Below are 13,798 nucleotides of genomic sequence, written 5' to 3' on the forward strand. Positions count from 1 at the left end.
CGATGGTTCGGCAGCCCGACATGGACTGGATGCTCAAGGACTTGGCGGACAGCATCCCGCAGACCCGCCATGTCGTCCTTCTGTCGTCGGACGGCTTGTGCATGGCTCAATGCCCGCTGGACAAGGACACCTCCGACCGGCTGGCGGCGATCGGAGCAGGCCTGCAGAGCCTGGCCAGAGCGGCTGCCGAGGAGTTCCCGCACAGCAACGGCAGCATGCGCATGGTCGTCATCGAACTGGACGGCGGCTTCCTGCACCTGATGGCGGCGGGTGAGGGGGCGCACCTGGTCGTCCTGGTCGACGAGGGGGTCGACATGGGCCTCGTCGGGCAGCACATGCGCGGCCTGGTCACCCGGATCGGCGCCCACCTCACCAGCCCCCCGCGTGGCGACCGGCTGGCGCGATGACGCAGGTGGGCGAGGACTGGGACGAGGGCGGTCCGGAGCGGTTGTACGTCCTGACGGGCGGGCGCAGCGGCTTCGACGAGACCGGCCTCGACCTGGTCACGTTAATCGTCTCCCGTACCCCGCCGCAGATCGGCATGCAGCCCGAGCACGAGTCGATCCTGCGGGTGTGCGCGTCCCCGCTGAGTGTCGTGGAGATCTCGGCACACCTGAAACTCCCGGTGAGCATCGTCAGTGTGCTGCTCGCCGACCTCTTGGCCGAAGAACGTGTGGAAGCCAGGGCGCCTGCCCCTGCCCTTCCCGACATCGACATCATCAAGGCGGTGATCCATGGCCTCCAGAACCTTTGAGACGGCAGCGGGGCCTCGGAGCGAGGACGCGCTGCCGGCGTCGGCCACCTCCGCGGTCAAGATCGTCATCGTGGGCGGCTTCGGCGTCGGCAAGACGACCCTGGTGCGCTCCGTGAGCGAGATCAGGCCGCTGACGACCGAGGAGACGATGACGGAGGCCAGCGCCGGCGTCGACGATCTCGCCGGCGTCGAGCGCAAGTCGATGACGACCGTCGCCATGGACTTCGGCCGCATCAGCCTCAACGACGAGCTGGTCCTGTACCTGTTCGGCACACCGGGGCAGCAGCGCTTCTGGTTCCTGTGGAACGGCCTGTTCGAGGGGGCGCTGGGTGCCGTGGTGCTCGTCGACACCCGGCGGCTGGAGGCCAGCTTCGACGTGCTCGGCCGCCTGGAGGAGTCGCAGACGCCCTTCGTGGTGGCCGTCAACGCGTTCGACGAGGCGCCGTCCTACACCGACGGGGAGTTGCGTGAGGCGCTGGACCTGACGGACGAGGTGCCGCTCATGGCGTGTGACGCCCGGAACCGGGAGTCCAGCAAGGGCGTCCTCCTGGCGCTGATGCAGTACCTGCACTCCCTCGCCATGACTTCGGAGGCGACGTGACCCCGCAACCCCCCAACCCCTCGGACGAGCGGCATCAGACGTATGTGCCGTCCCCGCGGCCCGAGCCCGGCGCCGGAACGGCGGCCGCCCCGCCGCCCGGCTGCCCCGCGCACGCCGCGGGCGCCGGGCCGGGCGGCGGCGCGGACGGGCTGCGCCGCCTCTTCGGCCCCGAGGCCGACACCGACCCCATGAGGCTGTACGAGAAGCTGCGGTCCGAGCACGGCCCGGTGGCCCCGGTGCTGCTGCCCGGCGACGTACGTGTCTGGCTGGTGCTCGGCCACCGTGAGAACCTCGAAGTGGCCCGCACGCCCTCGCTCTTCTCCCGGGACTCGCGCCACTGGCACGCCATGCGCGAGGGCAGGATCCCCCCTGACCATCCGCTCGCTCCGCTGACCACGTGGCAGCCGCTGTGCGTGTTCGCCGACGGCATGGAGCACCAGCGGCTGCGCCAGGCGCTCACCGACAGTCTGTCGCGCTTCGAGTCGCGCGGCATCCGCCGGTACGTGATCCGCTTCACGCACCAGCTGATCGACGGTTTCGAGAACGCCGGACAGGCCGACCTGGTCGAGCAGTTCGCCGACCAGCTGCCGCTGCGGGTCATCACGCAGCTGTTCGGCATGGAGGAGGAGTACGGGCCCCAGCTGGTCAAGGCCGCCAAGGACATGATCCAGGGCACCGAGACCGCAGTCGAGAGCAACGACTTCATCACCGACACCCTCCAGCGGCTGGTGGAGCGCAAGCGGGTGGAGCCGGCGCACGACGTGGCCTCCAAGCTGATCGAGCACCCGGCGGGGCTGTCCGACGACGAGGTCCGCGAGCACCTGCGCGTCACCCTGGTCTCCGCCAACGAGCCGACGGTCAACCTGATCGCGAACACGCTGCGGATGCTGCTCACCGACCGCCGTTTCCGGGCGACCCTGGCCGGGGGGCACATGACCCTGCCGGACGCCCTGGAACAGGTGCTGTGGGACGAGCCGCCGATGACGACGAACATCGGCAGGTGGGCGACGGGCGACACCCAGCTCGCCGGCCGGCAGATCAAGGCCGGCGACATGCTGGTCCTCGGGCTCGCGGCGGGCAACGTCGACCCCGCGGTCCGGCCCGACCTGTCGGTGCCGCTGCACGGCAACCGCTCCCATCTGGCCTTCAGCGCCGGGCCGCACGAGTGCCCGGGCCGGGACCTGGGCCGGGCCATCGCGGACACGGGACTCGACACGCTGCTCTCGCGCCTTCCCGACCTGCGGCTCGCGGTGCCGCAGGAGGAGCTGCGCTGGGACTCGGCCCTGATGTCCCGTCGGCTCGTGGCGCTGCCCACCTCGTTCACGTCGCCGCGTCGGACGGGGCGGCCGAGGCCCGGCGAGACGTCCGCGTCGGCCCGGCAGCCCCTGCCGCCGCCCGAGCCCCCAGCTGGCGCGGCTGTCGGAACCCAGGTGCGGCCGTCGCCGCCGCCCGGGGCCCCGGCGGCGGCCGGGGCCGTACCGTCGTCCGAGCCGGAGCGCGGGACGGGCTGGGCGGCCGTCAGGCGCCGACTGCGCGGCCGTGGCCGGTGATTGCCTGACTGTTCCGACTCGCCTCGTTCATCCGGTTCTTCTGCCTTCCTGCGGGGTGCGCGTCCGTGCGCGCTCCCGCAGGATGACGCCCGAGTTCTCTCGGTCCGCGGCGGAATCGCCCCAGTTGCCGTGCCGAATATGCCAAGCGCGCCCCACTGAGTCACCTGTGGCGTGAATGGTTGCTTGTGGCAATGGATACACATGAGCAAAGAGGGTCACGCCGCGTCATCCGCTCCGTGCCACGTGTCGGCCCGTCCCCGCCAGGGGGCGGGCCTCGGCATGGCGCCTGGCGTGCGCGGCGGCGCGTCCGGAACCCCGGCGCGCCGCCGGCAGACCCTCGACGAGTGTTCGGGCAAGGAAGCGGCGCGGCCGCAGGAGTGACTGAGGTGATCGATAGTGGAGCACGGGGTACTGGTTCCGCCCGTCTATTCTCCGATTCCCCCGGCGATACACCCCCGCCACGAGCGGATCGACCAACAGACCGCCGCTTGGGCCAAGAGCTTCGACATCGGCTCACGTGAACTGCGCGAAAAGCTCATCGGCCACGACATAGGCACCTTCGCCGCCCGCATCCTCCCGGACGGCGACGAAGAGGTCATCTCGCTGCTCGCCGACTTCGTCCTGTGGCTCTTCGGCGTCGACGACGGCCACTGCGAAGAGGGAGAACTCGGAGCCGACCCCAAGGAACTCGTCCCCGAACTCTCCCGGCTGCTGCGCATAGCCCAGAACCCGGAAGCCCCCATGCTCACCGGCGACTCCCTGGCCGCCGGGCTGCGGGACCTGCGGTACCGGATGAACCTGCACGCGACACCGGGGCAGGTCGCCCGCTGGGTCGACGCGCTGCGGGAGTACTTCCTGTCCGTCGTGTGGGAGGCCTCGCACCGCAACAAGGGCACCGTCCCCGACCTCAACGACTACACCCTCATGCGGCTCTACGACGGCGCCACGTCCGTCGTGATGCCGCTGCTGGAGATGGGCTACGGCTATGAACTCCAGCCGCACGAGAGGGACAGCACGTCCGTGCGGGCCGCCGCCGAGATGGCCTACTTCATCATCACGTGGGACAACGACCTCTTCTCCTACCACAAGGAGTCCCGGGGCCAGCAGTACTACCTCAACGTGCTGCGCGTGCTGGAACACCACCACGCGATGAGACCCGCGGACGCCCTCCAGACCGCCGTCGCCCAACGCGACCGCGTCATGTGCCTGTTCCTGAGGCTGAGCGCCCACCTCGCCGCCTCCGGCAGCCCGCAACTGCGCCAGTACCTGACAAGCCTCACCTCCTTCATCCGGGCCGCCCAGGACTGGGGCATCTCCTCGCGCCGGTACACCACCCCCGAGGACCCCGCCGACCTGCCCACCACGTTCCGCGACACACCGACGGACGACAGCACCGAACCTCTCGACATCCCGGCCGTCTCCTGGTGGTGGGACCTCCTCCCGGAAGGAACCGAAGGACCGGAAGGCCCCGACGGCTCCCGAGGCTCCAACGGGCCGGTCCCGGCGGCGCTCCCCACCCCGCGCCGCAGGCAGCCGGCCGGCGGGGACGCGGCCGTCCCCGTCGCCCAGCGCCCCGCGAAGGACCGCGTGGCGATGGCCGGACACCACCACTGCTCCCGCGCCTGAGCACAAGACCGCCGAGAGCGTCACGAAGAGGAGCACCCAAGTGAACACCGCCCTGCGCGCGATACCCCGGGCCCCGGGAAGACTTCCCCTGCTCGGCCACGTCGTCCCCCTGCTGCGGCGACCGCTGGACTTCATGCAGTCCCTCAGGTCGACCGGCGACCTGGTCCGGGTGGACGTCGGCACCCTCCCGATCTACTTCGTCACCAGCGCCGACCTCACCCACGAACTTCTGGTGACCAAGGCCCGAAACGTCGACAAGGGCCGCTTCTTCGTCAGGGCGCGGGTCCTGGTCGGCGACTCCCTGCCGACCGCGCCCTCGCACATCCACCGTCCGCACCGCAGGCTGATGCAGCCGGCCTTCCACCGGGAGCGCATCGCCGAGTACGCGCGCGTGATGGCGGACCGGGCCACGGCCATGGCCGAGGGCTGGTCCGCCCGCCAGACGATCGCCGTCGACGAGGAGTTGGCGGAGTTCTCGGTCGGCACCCTCGCCGAGACGATGTTCTCCACCGACATCAGCCGCCCCGCCGCCGTGGCCGTCCGCCGCGACGTGCCGATCCTGCTGAAGACCGCACTGCTGCGCGCCGTGACGCCGAGGCTGCTGGACCGGCTGCCGATCCCGGCCAACCGGAAGTTCGACGCGGCCGCCACCCGCCTGCGCAAGGTCATCGACGACGTCGTGGCGGCCTCCCGCGAGCACGAGGACCCCGAGGCCAACGACCTGCTCTCCATGCTGCTCGCCGCCCGCGACAGCGACACCGGAGAGGCGCTCAGCGACCGTGAGGTGCGTGACGAACTGGTCGCCATCATGTTCGCCGGCACGGAGACGACCGCCTCGACGCTGTCGTGGACCTTCCACGAACTGGCCACCCACCCCGAGGTCGAGGACCGCCTGCTGGCCGAGATCGAATCCGTGGTCGGTGACCGGCCCGTCACCTTCGAGGACGTGCCCAAGCTGGAGTACATGGACCAGGTGCTGCGCGAGGTGTCGCGCATGCACTCGGTTCCGCTGCTGATGCGCCGGGTCACCACACCCGTCGAACTCGGCGGCGCGGAACTGCCGGTCGGCACCGAGATCGCCTTCAGCCTCTACGCGCTGCACCGCGACGGGCGCCTCTACGAGGACCCCGAGCGGTTCGACCCGGACCGGTGGCTGCCCGAGCGCCGCCAGGGCCGACCGCGCGAGGACTACATCCCGTTCGGTTCCGGCAACCGCAAGTGCATCGGTGACGGCTTCGCCTGGGCGGAAATCGTCATCACGCTGGCCACCGTGCTGGCGCGCTGGCGGCTGGAACCCCTGCCCGAACACTCCGTGAAGGAGGTGGCTTCGGCGGTGGCGCACCCGGACCGGTTGCCGATGCGGGTGATGCCGCGGACGGCGAGGGTGTGACCGCCCGAGCGCGGTAGCCGCTCTCCCTCGTGCCTTCGCCCCCGGCCACCGGACCGGGGGCGTCGCGTCGGCCCGGAGCCTGGTGAAGCACCGGCTGGTGCGGACGGGGTTCAGGTCGGCGGTCCGCCGCGGCGCCCCGAAGCCGAAGCCGAAGCTGAAGTCGAGCGCCGCGTCGCGTCGTCTTCGGGCGAGCGCTTCCTCGCCCGGGTGGGCGCCGCCCGCCACCACCCCAACGGCCCGCGTCAGCCCGGCGCCGTGCCGCACGCGCGGCCTCGCGGCGGTCGGCCGTCGAAACTTAGGGGCTAAGATTTCCTCGCTGTCACGGACACGAGGCGAGGGGGCGGTATGGCGGCGGGCAAGGCCGCGGGGCGGCGCGACGCGGTGGCGGGGATCGTCGAGGACTGGGCGCGGGAGCGGCCCGACCTGGACACCGCTCCGCTCGAGGTGCTCGCCCGGCTGCATCGTTCCTTCCTCCACTACAGTGCCCGGATGCAGGGCCCCATCGAGCGGCACGGCCTCTCGGTGGCCGGGTTCGACGTACTGACGGCGCTGCGCAGGGCCGGCGCGCCCTACCGGCTGACGGCGGGGCAACTGGCCGACTCCGGGCTGGTCTCCTCGGCGGGCGTGACGCTGCGGATCGACCGGCTGGAGAAGGACGGACTGCTGGTGCGCGAGCGGGACGCCGAGGACCGGCGGATCGTCTACTCGCGGCTCACGGACGCGGGGCTGGCCACGGTGGACGAGGTGTTCGCCGAGCATCTGGACAACGAGCGCCGGATGCTCGGCGGTCTCTCACCCGCCGAGCGGCGTCAGTTGGCCCGGCTGCTGTCCAAGCTGGAGCGCTCCTTGTTGGACGCGGAGGTTCCCGAAGGCGCCGAGGAGACCTGAGCCCCGTTCCCCGCGGACCGCTCCCCCGCCCGGCCCGCCTGTTCCCTGGCGTGGCCCTGGTAGAGCCGGCGCAGCCGGACGACGCCGAGGTCGTGCTGGTAGAGGTTCTCGCGCTGGTCGGCGTCGCGCGGCATCGCCTCCAGCATCGCGCGGTCCTGTTCGAGCACCTGCCAGTGCCGCTCCTCGATCAGGGTGCGGTACAGGAACCGCCAGGTGTCGCGCTGCCAGCCGGTGACGCGGCGGTAGCGCCAGAAGAAGACCCCGGTGCGCCCGGCGTCGACGGGGCAGGCCATCCCGACGATGCCGAACGGGCCGCCGGGTCCTGCCGAGGGCGGGTAGGGAATCGACAGGTCGACCCAGTCGACGCCTGTGCGGCACAGTTCGACCCAGTCGAAGTTGACGCCGCGCTGGTCGGTCTTCTCGAAGAAGTAGCCCCGCTCGGTCTCCCTGATGCGGAACTTCGCCGTGGTGTCGCCGTCGTACATGGTGTGCGACTCGTGGTGCAGGAAGGCGCCGTGCATCGGGTCCAGCAGGTTCTCCATGGCGTACCGCCAGGGGACCTCCCACTCGGCGTAGCACAGGAACGAGGAGACCTCGGGGTCGGTCAGCGGCTCGGGCAGGGTGAGCTGAACCGGCTCGGGGTGCTCCTCGTCCCCGAAGTAGGCGAGGATCGCTCCGCCGATCTCCCGCACCGGAAGCGAGGTCACCAGCGTGCGGCCCTCCAGCGCGCAGCCCGGCAGCCCGGGGACGGAGGTGACGGTGCCGCCCCCGTCGACCTCGACACCGTGGTACCAGCAGGCGATACGGTCGCCCAGGTGCCGGCCCAGGGAGAGCGGGGCCCCGCGGTGGGGGCAGCGGTCGGCGAGCATGGCGAGGGTGCCGTCGGCGCGGCGGAACAGCAGCCAGTTCTCGCCGAGGGCCGTGACCTTGCGCAGTCCGCCGGGGCGTACGAAGTGGGAGGGCACGACCGGGTGCCACTGGTTGCGCAGCCCGTTGGCGTAGATGTGCTCGGCGTCCGCGGCGGTGGACAGCGGGGTGTACTTCATGGTCAGGCTCCCAGGCGGTGCATCTCGGCGGTGAAGGTCTCCTCGGTCCACGGCTGCCCGTCGGGGGTGCGGACCTGGCGGGCGTTGAGCCCGGCGACGACGTCGGCCAGTTCGTGCCCGTCCTGGGTGAAGACCTCCTCCAGGGTGCGGGCGAGCTTCCTCTCGTAGGGGGTGGGCTCGTGGTTGCGGGACTGGTGGACGTCCAGGGAGGGCCAGGTGTGCTCTGCGGTACTCATGGGCTGTTCTCCAGCGGGTCGAGGTGGCGGGCGGTCACATGTCGAGAACGAGCCGGTCCGAGGCGCACCGCGAGACGCAGATCATCATCGTGGTGTTCGCGGCCTGTTCGGCTTCGCTCAGGAGGAAGTCGCGGTGGTCGGGCGTGCCGTCGAGGACCCTGGTCTCGCAGGTGCCGCAGATGCCGTCGCGGCAGGAGCTGGCGACGGGCAGCCCCGCGGCCTCCGCGGCGTCGAGGATGGAGGTGTCCGGTGCGACGTCGAGGGTGATCCCGGAGGTGCGGCACTCGACCTCGAAGGCCGCCTCGTCGCCGTCCCGGGCCCCGGCTTGTCCACCGGCGGGTGCCGCGAACCTTTCCGTGCGCAGCTGTCCCGGGGGGCAGGCCTCCTCGGCGGCGGCCAGCAGCCCCTCGGGGCCGCAGCAGTAGACGAGCGTGCCCTCGCAGAGGTGTCCGAGTGCTGCCCGAAGGTCGAGGTGGCCCTGCTCGTCCTGCGGTACGCGCCGTACGGTGCCGCCGCGCAGGGCCTCCAGCTCTGCGCCGAACGCCATCGAGGTCCGGGTGCGGCCACCGTGCACGAGGGTGTACGGCACGCCGCCGCGGTCGGCTTCGCGGGCCATGGCGAGGATCGGGGTGATGCCGATGCCGCCGGCGAGGAAGACGTAGGCCTCGGCGTCCTCCAGCGCGAAGTGGTTGCGCGGGCCGTGCACGGCCACCGTGTGGCCGGGGCGCAGCGCGGTGTGGATGTGCCGCGAACCGCCGCGCGAGCCGGGCTCGTCCAGGACGCCGATCCGGTAGCGGTCGGTGTCGCGGGGGTCTCCGCACAGCGAGTACTGGCGCGTGTGTCCCCCGGCCGACACGTCCAGGTGGGCGCCGGGTGTCCAGGCGGGCAGCGGTTTGCCGTCGGGGTGGACGAGTTCGAGGGAGAGGACGCCGTCGGCCTCCCAGGTCATGCGGTGGACGAGCAGTTCGAGCGGGACGGCGTCGCCGCCCTCGGCCGGGTCGGGCCCGGTGGCATCGGTCATGGCCGGCCTCCTCACGCACCTGTGGCGGGGATCTTGACGGGCGGGGTGAACGGGGTCTTCATGGGGCCGAGCGCCATCAGGTCGACTTCCACGAGCGTGGGTCCGTGCGCCGCGACGGCCTCGCCGATGACCGGTGCGGCCTCCTCGGGTGCGGCGACGCGTGCGTACGGCAGGCCGCAGGCGGCGGCGAGCCCGGCGAAGTCGGGGGTGCACAGGTCGACGCCGCTGCGGCGCTCGGCGTACGCGTCCTGCATGTTGCGCAGCACTCCGTAGCCGCCGTCGTTGAAGACGAGGAGCGTCAGGCGCGGGCGTTCCTGGGCGAGGGTGAGCAGTTCGCCCAGGTGCACGGCGAGGCCTCCGTCCCCGGCGACCACCACGGTCGGCTCGTGCGGGCGGGCCAGTGCGGCGCCGATGCCCATGCCCAGGCCCTGGCCGATGCCGCCGCCGCGCGGGAAGACGTTGTCGCGCGGGTCGTAGAGCTCCAGCAGCCGGTTGCCCCAGCTGGAGGAGGGGATGGTGACGTCCCGTGCGACCACGGCCCGGCGCGGCAGTGCGGTGCGCAGCGCGTCGCAGACGGCGGCCTGGGGCCCCAGGGAGTCGTGCAGCGCGGCGCGCACGTCGGCGCGTACGCCGCGTACGCGGGCGCCCCAGCTCTCCTGCGGGTGCGCGCCGTCGGGCAGTGTGCCTGGCAGTGCGTCGGTCAGCGCGGTCAGGACGCGGGCCGCGTCGCCGTGCAGCGGGTGCGTCACCGGGTAGACGCGGCCCAGCGCGGCGGCGTCCGCGTCGATCTGGAGGTGCGTGTCGGGCAGGGCGAGGGCGTAGTCGGCGGTTTCGTTGGAGCGGAAGTGGGTGCCGACGCTGAGCAGCACGTCCGCGTCGGACAGCAGGGCGCGGGCCGCGGGAGCGGTGGCGAAGTTGCCGATGACCTGCGGATGGTCCTCGGGCACGGCGCCGCGCCCGGAGTTGGAGGTCAGCAGCCCGGCGCCGGTCGCCTCCAGCAGGGTGCGCAGCTGCCGTCCCGCGCGGGCCGCGCCGCCGCCCGCCCACACCAGGGGGCGGGCGGCGCCGGCCAGCGCCTCGGCCGCGGACCGCAGCCCGCTGCCGGCGGGGTGGGGGAGCGCCGCTCGCGCGGGCGGCTCGCTCCGGTCGGTCTGCCGGGCGTACTGGAGGTCGACGGGCCACTCGACGCTGGCCGGCCCGCCGGGGGTGGCCAGCGCGGCGGCCGCCGCGGCGCGCAGTACCCGCCCCGCGTCGCCGGCCGACCCGACGGTGGCGGCGTGGGCACAGACGGCCCGCAACATGCCGAGCTGGTCCCTGGTCTCGTGGATGAAGCCCCGGCCGCCGCCCAGGTAGCGGCTTTCGATCTGCCCGGTGACGTGCAGCACGGACGCGCCCGCACTGAGGGACTCGATGAGGGATCCGGCGGCGTTGCCCGCGCCGGTCCCCGTGGAGGTGAGGGCGCAGCCGATGCCGCCGCGGGCGCGGCCGTAGGCGTCGGCCGCGTTGACGGCGCTCGCCTCGTGCCGTACGGGCACGAACCGCAGTTCCCGGTCGACGGCCTCGACCAGCGGCAGGTTGTGCACGCTGACGATTCCGAAGACCACCTCGACGCCGAGTTCTCGCAGGACGGCGACCAGCAGCTCGCCTCCGTTGTCGTAACGCATGCAGGGTGCTCCTCGGGGGGTCACAGGACGCCGCGGCCGACTCCGCCGCAGACGTCGAGGCTGGTGCCGGTGATGTAGGAGGCGCGGGGGGACAGCAGCGCGACGACGGCGTAGGCGACCTCCTCCGCGCTGCCGAGGCGGCCGAGTGCGACGCCCCGGTCGGCGGCGAGTTCGGCCTGCCAGTCCGCGTAGCTCAGGCCGGAGTCCGCCGCGGCGTGTCGTCTCGTCCACTGTCCTGTGTCGATCAGTCCCAAACACACCGAGTTGACCCGGATTCCTTCGCCGGCCAGCTCGCTGGACAGGGACTTGGAGAGGTTGAGGATGCCGGCGCGGGCCGCGCTGGTGGTGATCAGCCGGGGCTCGGGCTGCTTGGCGAGGACGGCGTTGACGTTGACGATACTGCCCGCGTCCGAGGCCCGCAGATGCGGCCGGGCCGCGCGCAGGGGATGGAGTATCCCGGCGAACTTCAGCTCCAGCTCGTCCCGCCAGTCCTGCGCGCTCGTCTCGTCCAGCGTCTTCATGCGGGACCCGCCCGCGTTGTTGACGAGGCCGTCGAGACCGCCGAGTGCGGCGGCGGCACGGTCGGTGAAGGCGGCCACCGCGTCCGCGTCCCGTACGTCGCACACGTCGCTGAACAGGGCGGCGGGCTCGGCGTGCAGCCGGTCGGTGGCTGCGGCCAGCCGGGCGGCGTCACGGGCGCAGGTGGCGACCCGCGCGCCTTCCGCCAGCAGGGCGCGGACCGTGGCCAGGCCGACGCCCGAACTACCGCCGGTGACCAGGTAGGCGCGGTCGGCAAGGCCGAGATCCATGGGTGTACTCCAAAGGGGAAGGGGCGGGGGAGTGGTGCGGGTGGCCTGGTCAGTGCCGTCAGTGCCGTCAGTGCATGGTGAAGCCGCCGTTGACGGCGAGGAGTTGACCCGTGACATACCGGGACTCCTCGCTCAGCAGGAAGGAGAGGAGCCCGGTCAGGTCCTCGGGCTGCTGGGCACGGGAGATGGCGCGGTTCGCGCGGTAGAGCCCGTGCCGTTCCCCGGGCACGGAGGCGGTCGCCTCGCACTCGGTGAGGCCGGGCGCCAGCGCGTTGACGGTGACGCCGTGGTCGCCGAGCTCTCGTGCCATGCCCCGGGTGAGGGCGATCACGGCGCCCTTGGTGGCGAGGTAGTGGGCCAGCCGGGGCGACCCGTACAAGGCGGCGTCGCTGGCGATGTTGACGATGCGTCCGGGCCCGCCGTGCGCGGTGAGCGGCCCGTACAGCGCCTTGGCGACGAGCCAGGGGCCGCGCGCGTTGACCGCCCACAGCCGGTCGAAGTCCGCGACGTCGATCTCCTGGAACTCCCTGCCGCCCACGCCGTTGGCCAGGGCCGCGTTGTTGACCACCGCGTACAGCGGGCCGAGGGCGGTGACGCGGTCGGCCATGGCGGCGACGGAGGCCGGGTCGGCGACGTCGCACGGGGTCGCGTGCGCCTCCAGCCCCTCCTCGCGCAGCCGTGCGGCACTCGCCTCGCCGCGCGCGGCGTCCACCTCCGCGACCACGACGCGGAATCCGTCGCGGGCCGCCCGGCGGGCCATGGTCTCCCCCAGACCACGGCCCGCACCGGTCACCACGACCGTCCGGGCTGCCGCCGGTGGCTCAGTCACGGGTGACGCCGTACAGCGGGGAGTATTCGGGGTAGGAGGGCACCTGCGGCTTTTGGGTGCCGATGATGACGCAGAACAGCGCGTCGGTCTCGCCCTCGTTCTTGAGGGAGCGCGTCACCCCTGCGGGCACGACGATCATGTCCCGGTATCCCAGGGTGCGGTACTCGGTCTCGTCGGGGCCGCGGTGCACGCCGACGCGGACCTCGCCCTCCAGGACGAAGAACGCCTCCTCGACGTCGTGGTGGGTGTGCGCGGGGCCCTCGGCGCCGGGCGGCAGCAGCATGTTGGAGAAGGTGAACCCGCCCGAGGCCAGTATGTGGTTGTCGCCCTCGTGGTTGCCGGTGGCACCGGAGCCCACGTAGCGGATCTGGGCGCGGCGGAACTGCGGCCCGGCCTTCTCCTGGAAGGCGAGGGTGTCCCAGTCGGGCTCGCGGGAGGCGCGGGTGGCGATGAGCGAGTCGGTGTAGGCGGCGAGGTCGCCGTTGCCGTCGTAGGCGGTGGTGGTCAGCGGCACGGTGGTGTCCTTTCGGTCGGTGTCTGGCGGTGACCCGGTCGGTGTCACGCGGTGACGATGTGCAGGTGGGAGAGCACCCAGGCGTTGAAGCGCGCGGGCTGCTCCTGGTTGGCGAGGTGACCGGCGTCCTTGACGATCACGTAGGCGGCGCGGTGGATGCCGCCGGCCAGGATCTGGGAGGCCTCGGGCCCTGTGACGCGGTCCTGGTCGCCGCAGAGCACGAGCGCGGGCGCCGCCAGCGCGGGCAGGTCGGCCCGCAGGTCGGTGGCGGCCATGGACTCGGCCGCGTAGCCGTACCCGGGCAGCCGGACGGCCGCGGCCATGGTGTCGGCGACCCGGCGGACCAGGTCCTCGGGCGCGGCGGCCGAGACCAGCCGCGGGGCCCGCTCCCGGGCGAAGGCCCGGGCCCCGAGTTCCCGCAACTGAGCCGCGCGGGCCCGCATGGCTTCGGCCTTGCCCGGGTCGCCGCCCGATCCGGCGGTGGAGTCGGCCAGCACGAGGGACGCGACGAGAGAGGGGTGGCGCAGAGCGAGCCGCTGGGCGACGACCCCGCCCCAGGAGACGCCGAGCACGTGGGCGCGGGAGCCCGGCTCCTCGCGGGCGCCGCGCGAGCGCAGCAGCGCCGCGGCCACGTCCGCGAAGTCGTCCAGGCCCAACGGCGCCTCGGGGTCGGCCGAGTCGGCGTAGCCGGGAGCATCCCAGGCGAGCACCCGGGCGTGCCCGCCGAGTTCGGCCAGCTGCGGTCCGAAGGAGGCGGAGGAGGAGCCGATGCCGTGCAGGCACAGCAGCAGCGGCCCCTCGGCGCCCGCCTCGACCACGTGCAAGCCGCGCAGGTCGTAGGCCGGCCGGGCCCGTGCGCCGGCGGCGGCG

The 13,798-nt window shown here is 72.7% G+C and carries 15 protein-coding genes; 7 read left to right on the plus strand and 8 right to left on the minus strand.

From position 1 onward, the window contains the following. Window positions 1-2: 2 nt before the first annotated feature. From DTL70_RS00530 to DTL70_RS00560, 7 genes are all read left to right on the plus strand, one after another. Window positions 3-407 carry a roadblock/LC7 domain-containing protein gene (locus DTL70_RS00530; protein ID WP_181860706.1) on the plus strand — a complete coding sequence of 135 codons (405 nt, stop codon included), beginning with the start codon at window positions 3-5 and terminating at the stop codon, window positions 405-407. Next, window positions 404-754 carry a DUF742 domain-containing protein gene (locus DTL70_RS00535; protein ID WP_114019794.1) on the plus strand — a complete coding sequence of 117 codons (351 nt, stop codon included), beginning with the start codon at window positions 404-406 and terminating at the stop codon, window positions 752-754. Before DTL70_RS00530 ends, DTL70_RS00535 begins: the two co-directional genes overlap by 4 nt. Further along, window positions 735-1,355: a GTP-binding protein gene (locus DTL70_RS00540; protein WP_114019795.1), complete on the plus strand. Its 621-nt coding sequence runs from the start codon at window positions 735-737 to the stop codon at window positions 1,353-1,355. Before DTL70_RS00535 ends, DTL70_RS00540 begins: the two co-directional genes overlap by 20 nt. A gap of 44 nt (window positions 1,356-1,399) precedes the next feature. Further along, a complete protein-coding gene (locus DTL70_RS00545; RefSeq protein WP_114019838.1) occupies window positions 1,400-2,905 on the plus strand; it encodes a cytochrome P450 in 1,506 nt (501 codons plus the stop codon). 396 nt (window positions 2,906-3,301) lie between these two features. Then, on the plus strand, window positions 3,302-4,531 hold the full coding sequence (locus DTL70_RS00550) for a selina-4(15),7(11)-diene synthase (RefSeq protein ID WP_220183583.1): 1,230 nt from the start codon (window positions 3,302-3,304) through the stop codon (window positions 4,529-4,531). Window positions 4,532-4,571: 40 nt separating this feature from the next. Then, the gene (locus tag DTL70_RS00555) at window positions 4,572-5,921 is read left to right on the plus strand and encodes a cytochrome P450 (RefSeq protein ID WP_245978871.1); all 1,350 of its coding nucleotides are present in this window, start codon (window positions 4,572-4,574) and stop codon (window positions 5,919-5,921) included. A gap of 345 nt (window positions 5,922-6,266) precedes the next feature. Beyond that, entirely contained in the window at window positions 6,267-6,809 is a 543-nt protein-coding gene (locus tag DTL70_RS00560; protein WP_114019796.1) for a MarR family winged helix-turn-helix transcriptional regulator, read from the plus strand. On the opposite strand, the gene DTL70_RS00565 is transcribed toward DTL70_RS00560, so the two are convergent. The 8 genes from DTL70_RS00565 to DTL70_RS00600 all read right to left on the minus strand — a co-directional run bounded on the left by DTL70_RS00565 (window position 6,731) and on the right by DTL70_RS00600 (window position 13,761). After that, complete coding sequence (locus tag DTL70_RS00565; RefSeq protein ID WP_114019797.1) at window positions 6,731-7,855, minus strand: aromatic ring-hydroxylating oxygenase subunit alpha; 1,125 nt, start codon at window positions 7,853-7,855, stop codon at window positions 6,731-6,733. The two genes, DTL70_RS00560 and DTL70_RS00565, sit on opposite strands and share 79 nt — an antisense overlap. A 2-nt stretch (window positions 7,856-7,857) precedes the next feature. Beyond that, complete coding sequence (locus DTL70_RS00570) at window positions 7,858-8,091, minus strand: recombinase-like helix-turn-helix domain-containing protein (RefSeq protein WP_114019798.1); 234 nt, start codon at window positions 8,089-8,091, stop codon at window positions 7,858-7,860. 34 nt (window positions 8,092-8,125) lie between these two features. Then, window positions 8,126-9,112 (minus strand): PDR/VanB family oxidoreductase, encoded by a 987-nt coding sequence (locus DTL70_RS00575; protein ID WP_114019799.1) that lies wholly within the window; start codon window positions 9,110-9,112, stop codon window positions 8,126-8,128. Window positions 9,113-9,123: 11 nt separating this feature from the next. After that, window positions 9,124-10,776, minus strand: a complete 1,653-nt coding sequence (locus tag DTL70_RS00580) for a thiamine pyrophosphate-binding protein (protein WP_114019800.1) — start codon at window positions 10,774-10,776, stop codon at window positions 9,124-9,126. Window positions 10,777-10,796: 20 nt separating this feature from the next. Beyond that, a complete protein-coding gene (locus DTL70_RS00585; protein WP_114019801.1) occupies window positions 10,797-11,585 on the minus strand; it encodes an SDR family oxidoreductase in 789 nt (262 codons plus the stop codon). 67 nt (window positions 11,586-11,652) lie between these two features. Further along, on the minus strand, window positions 11,653-12,414 hold the full coding sequence (locus tag DTL70_RS00590; protein ID WP_114019802.1) for an SDR family oxidoreductase: 762 nt from the start codon (window positions 12,412-12,414) through the stop codon (window positions 11,653-11,655). Continuing rightward, a complete protein-coding gene (locus DTL70_RS00595) occupies window positions 12,407-12,928 on the minus strand; it encodes a cupin domain-containing protein (protein ID WP_114019803.1) in 522 nt (173 codons plus the stop codon). Before DTL70_RS00595 ends, DTL70_RS00590 begins: the two co-directional genes overlap by 8 nt. A gap of 44 nt (window positions 12,929-12,972) precedes the next feature. Further along, window positions 12,973-13,761 carry an alpha/beta fold hydrolase gene (locus DTL70_RS00600; protein ID WP_114019840.1) on the minus strand — a complete coding sequence of 263 codons (789 nt, stop codon included), beginning with the start codon at window positions 13,759-13,761 and terminating at the stop codon, window positions 12,973-12,975. Between the last annotated feature and the right edge of the window lie 37 nt (window positions 13,762-13,798).

This window comes from Streptomyces diacarni, assembly GCF_003323715.1.
GTDB lineage: Bacteria > Actinomycetota > Actinomycetes > Streptomycetales > Streptomycetaceae > Streptomyces > Streptomyces diacarni.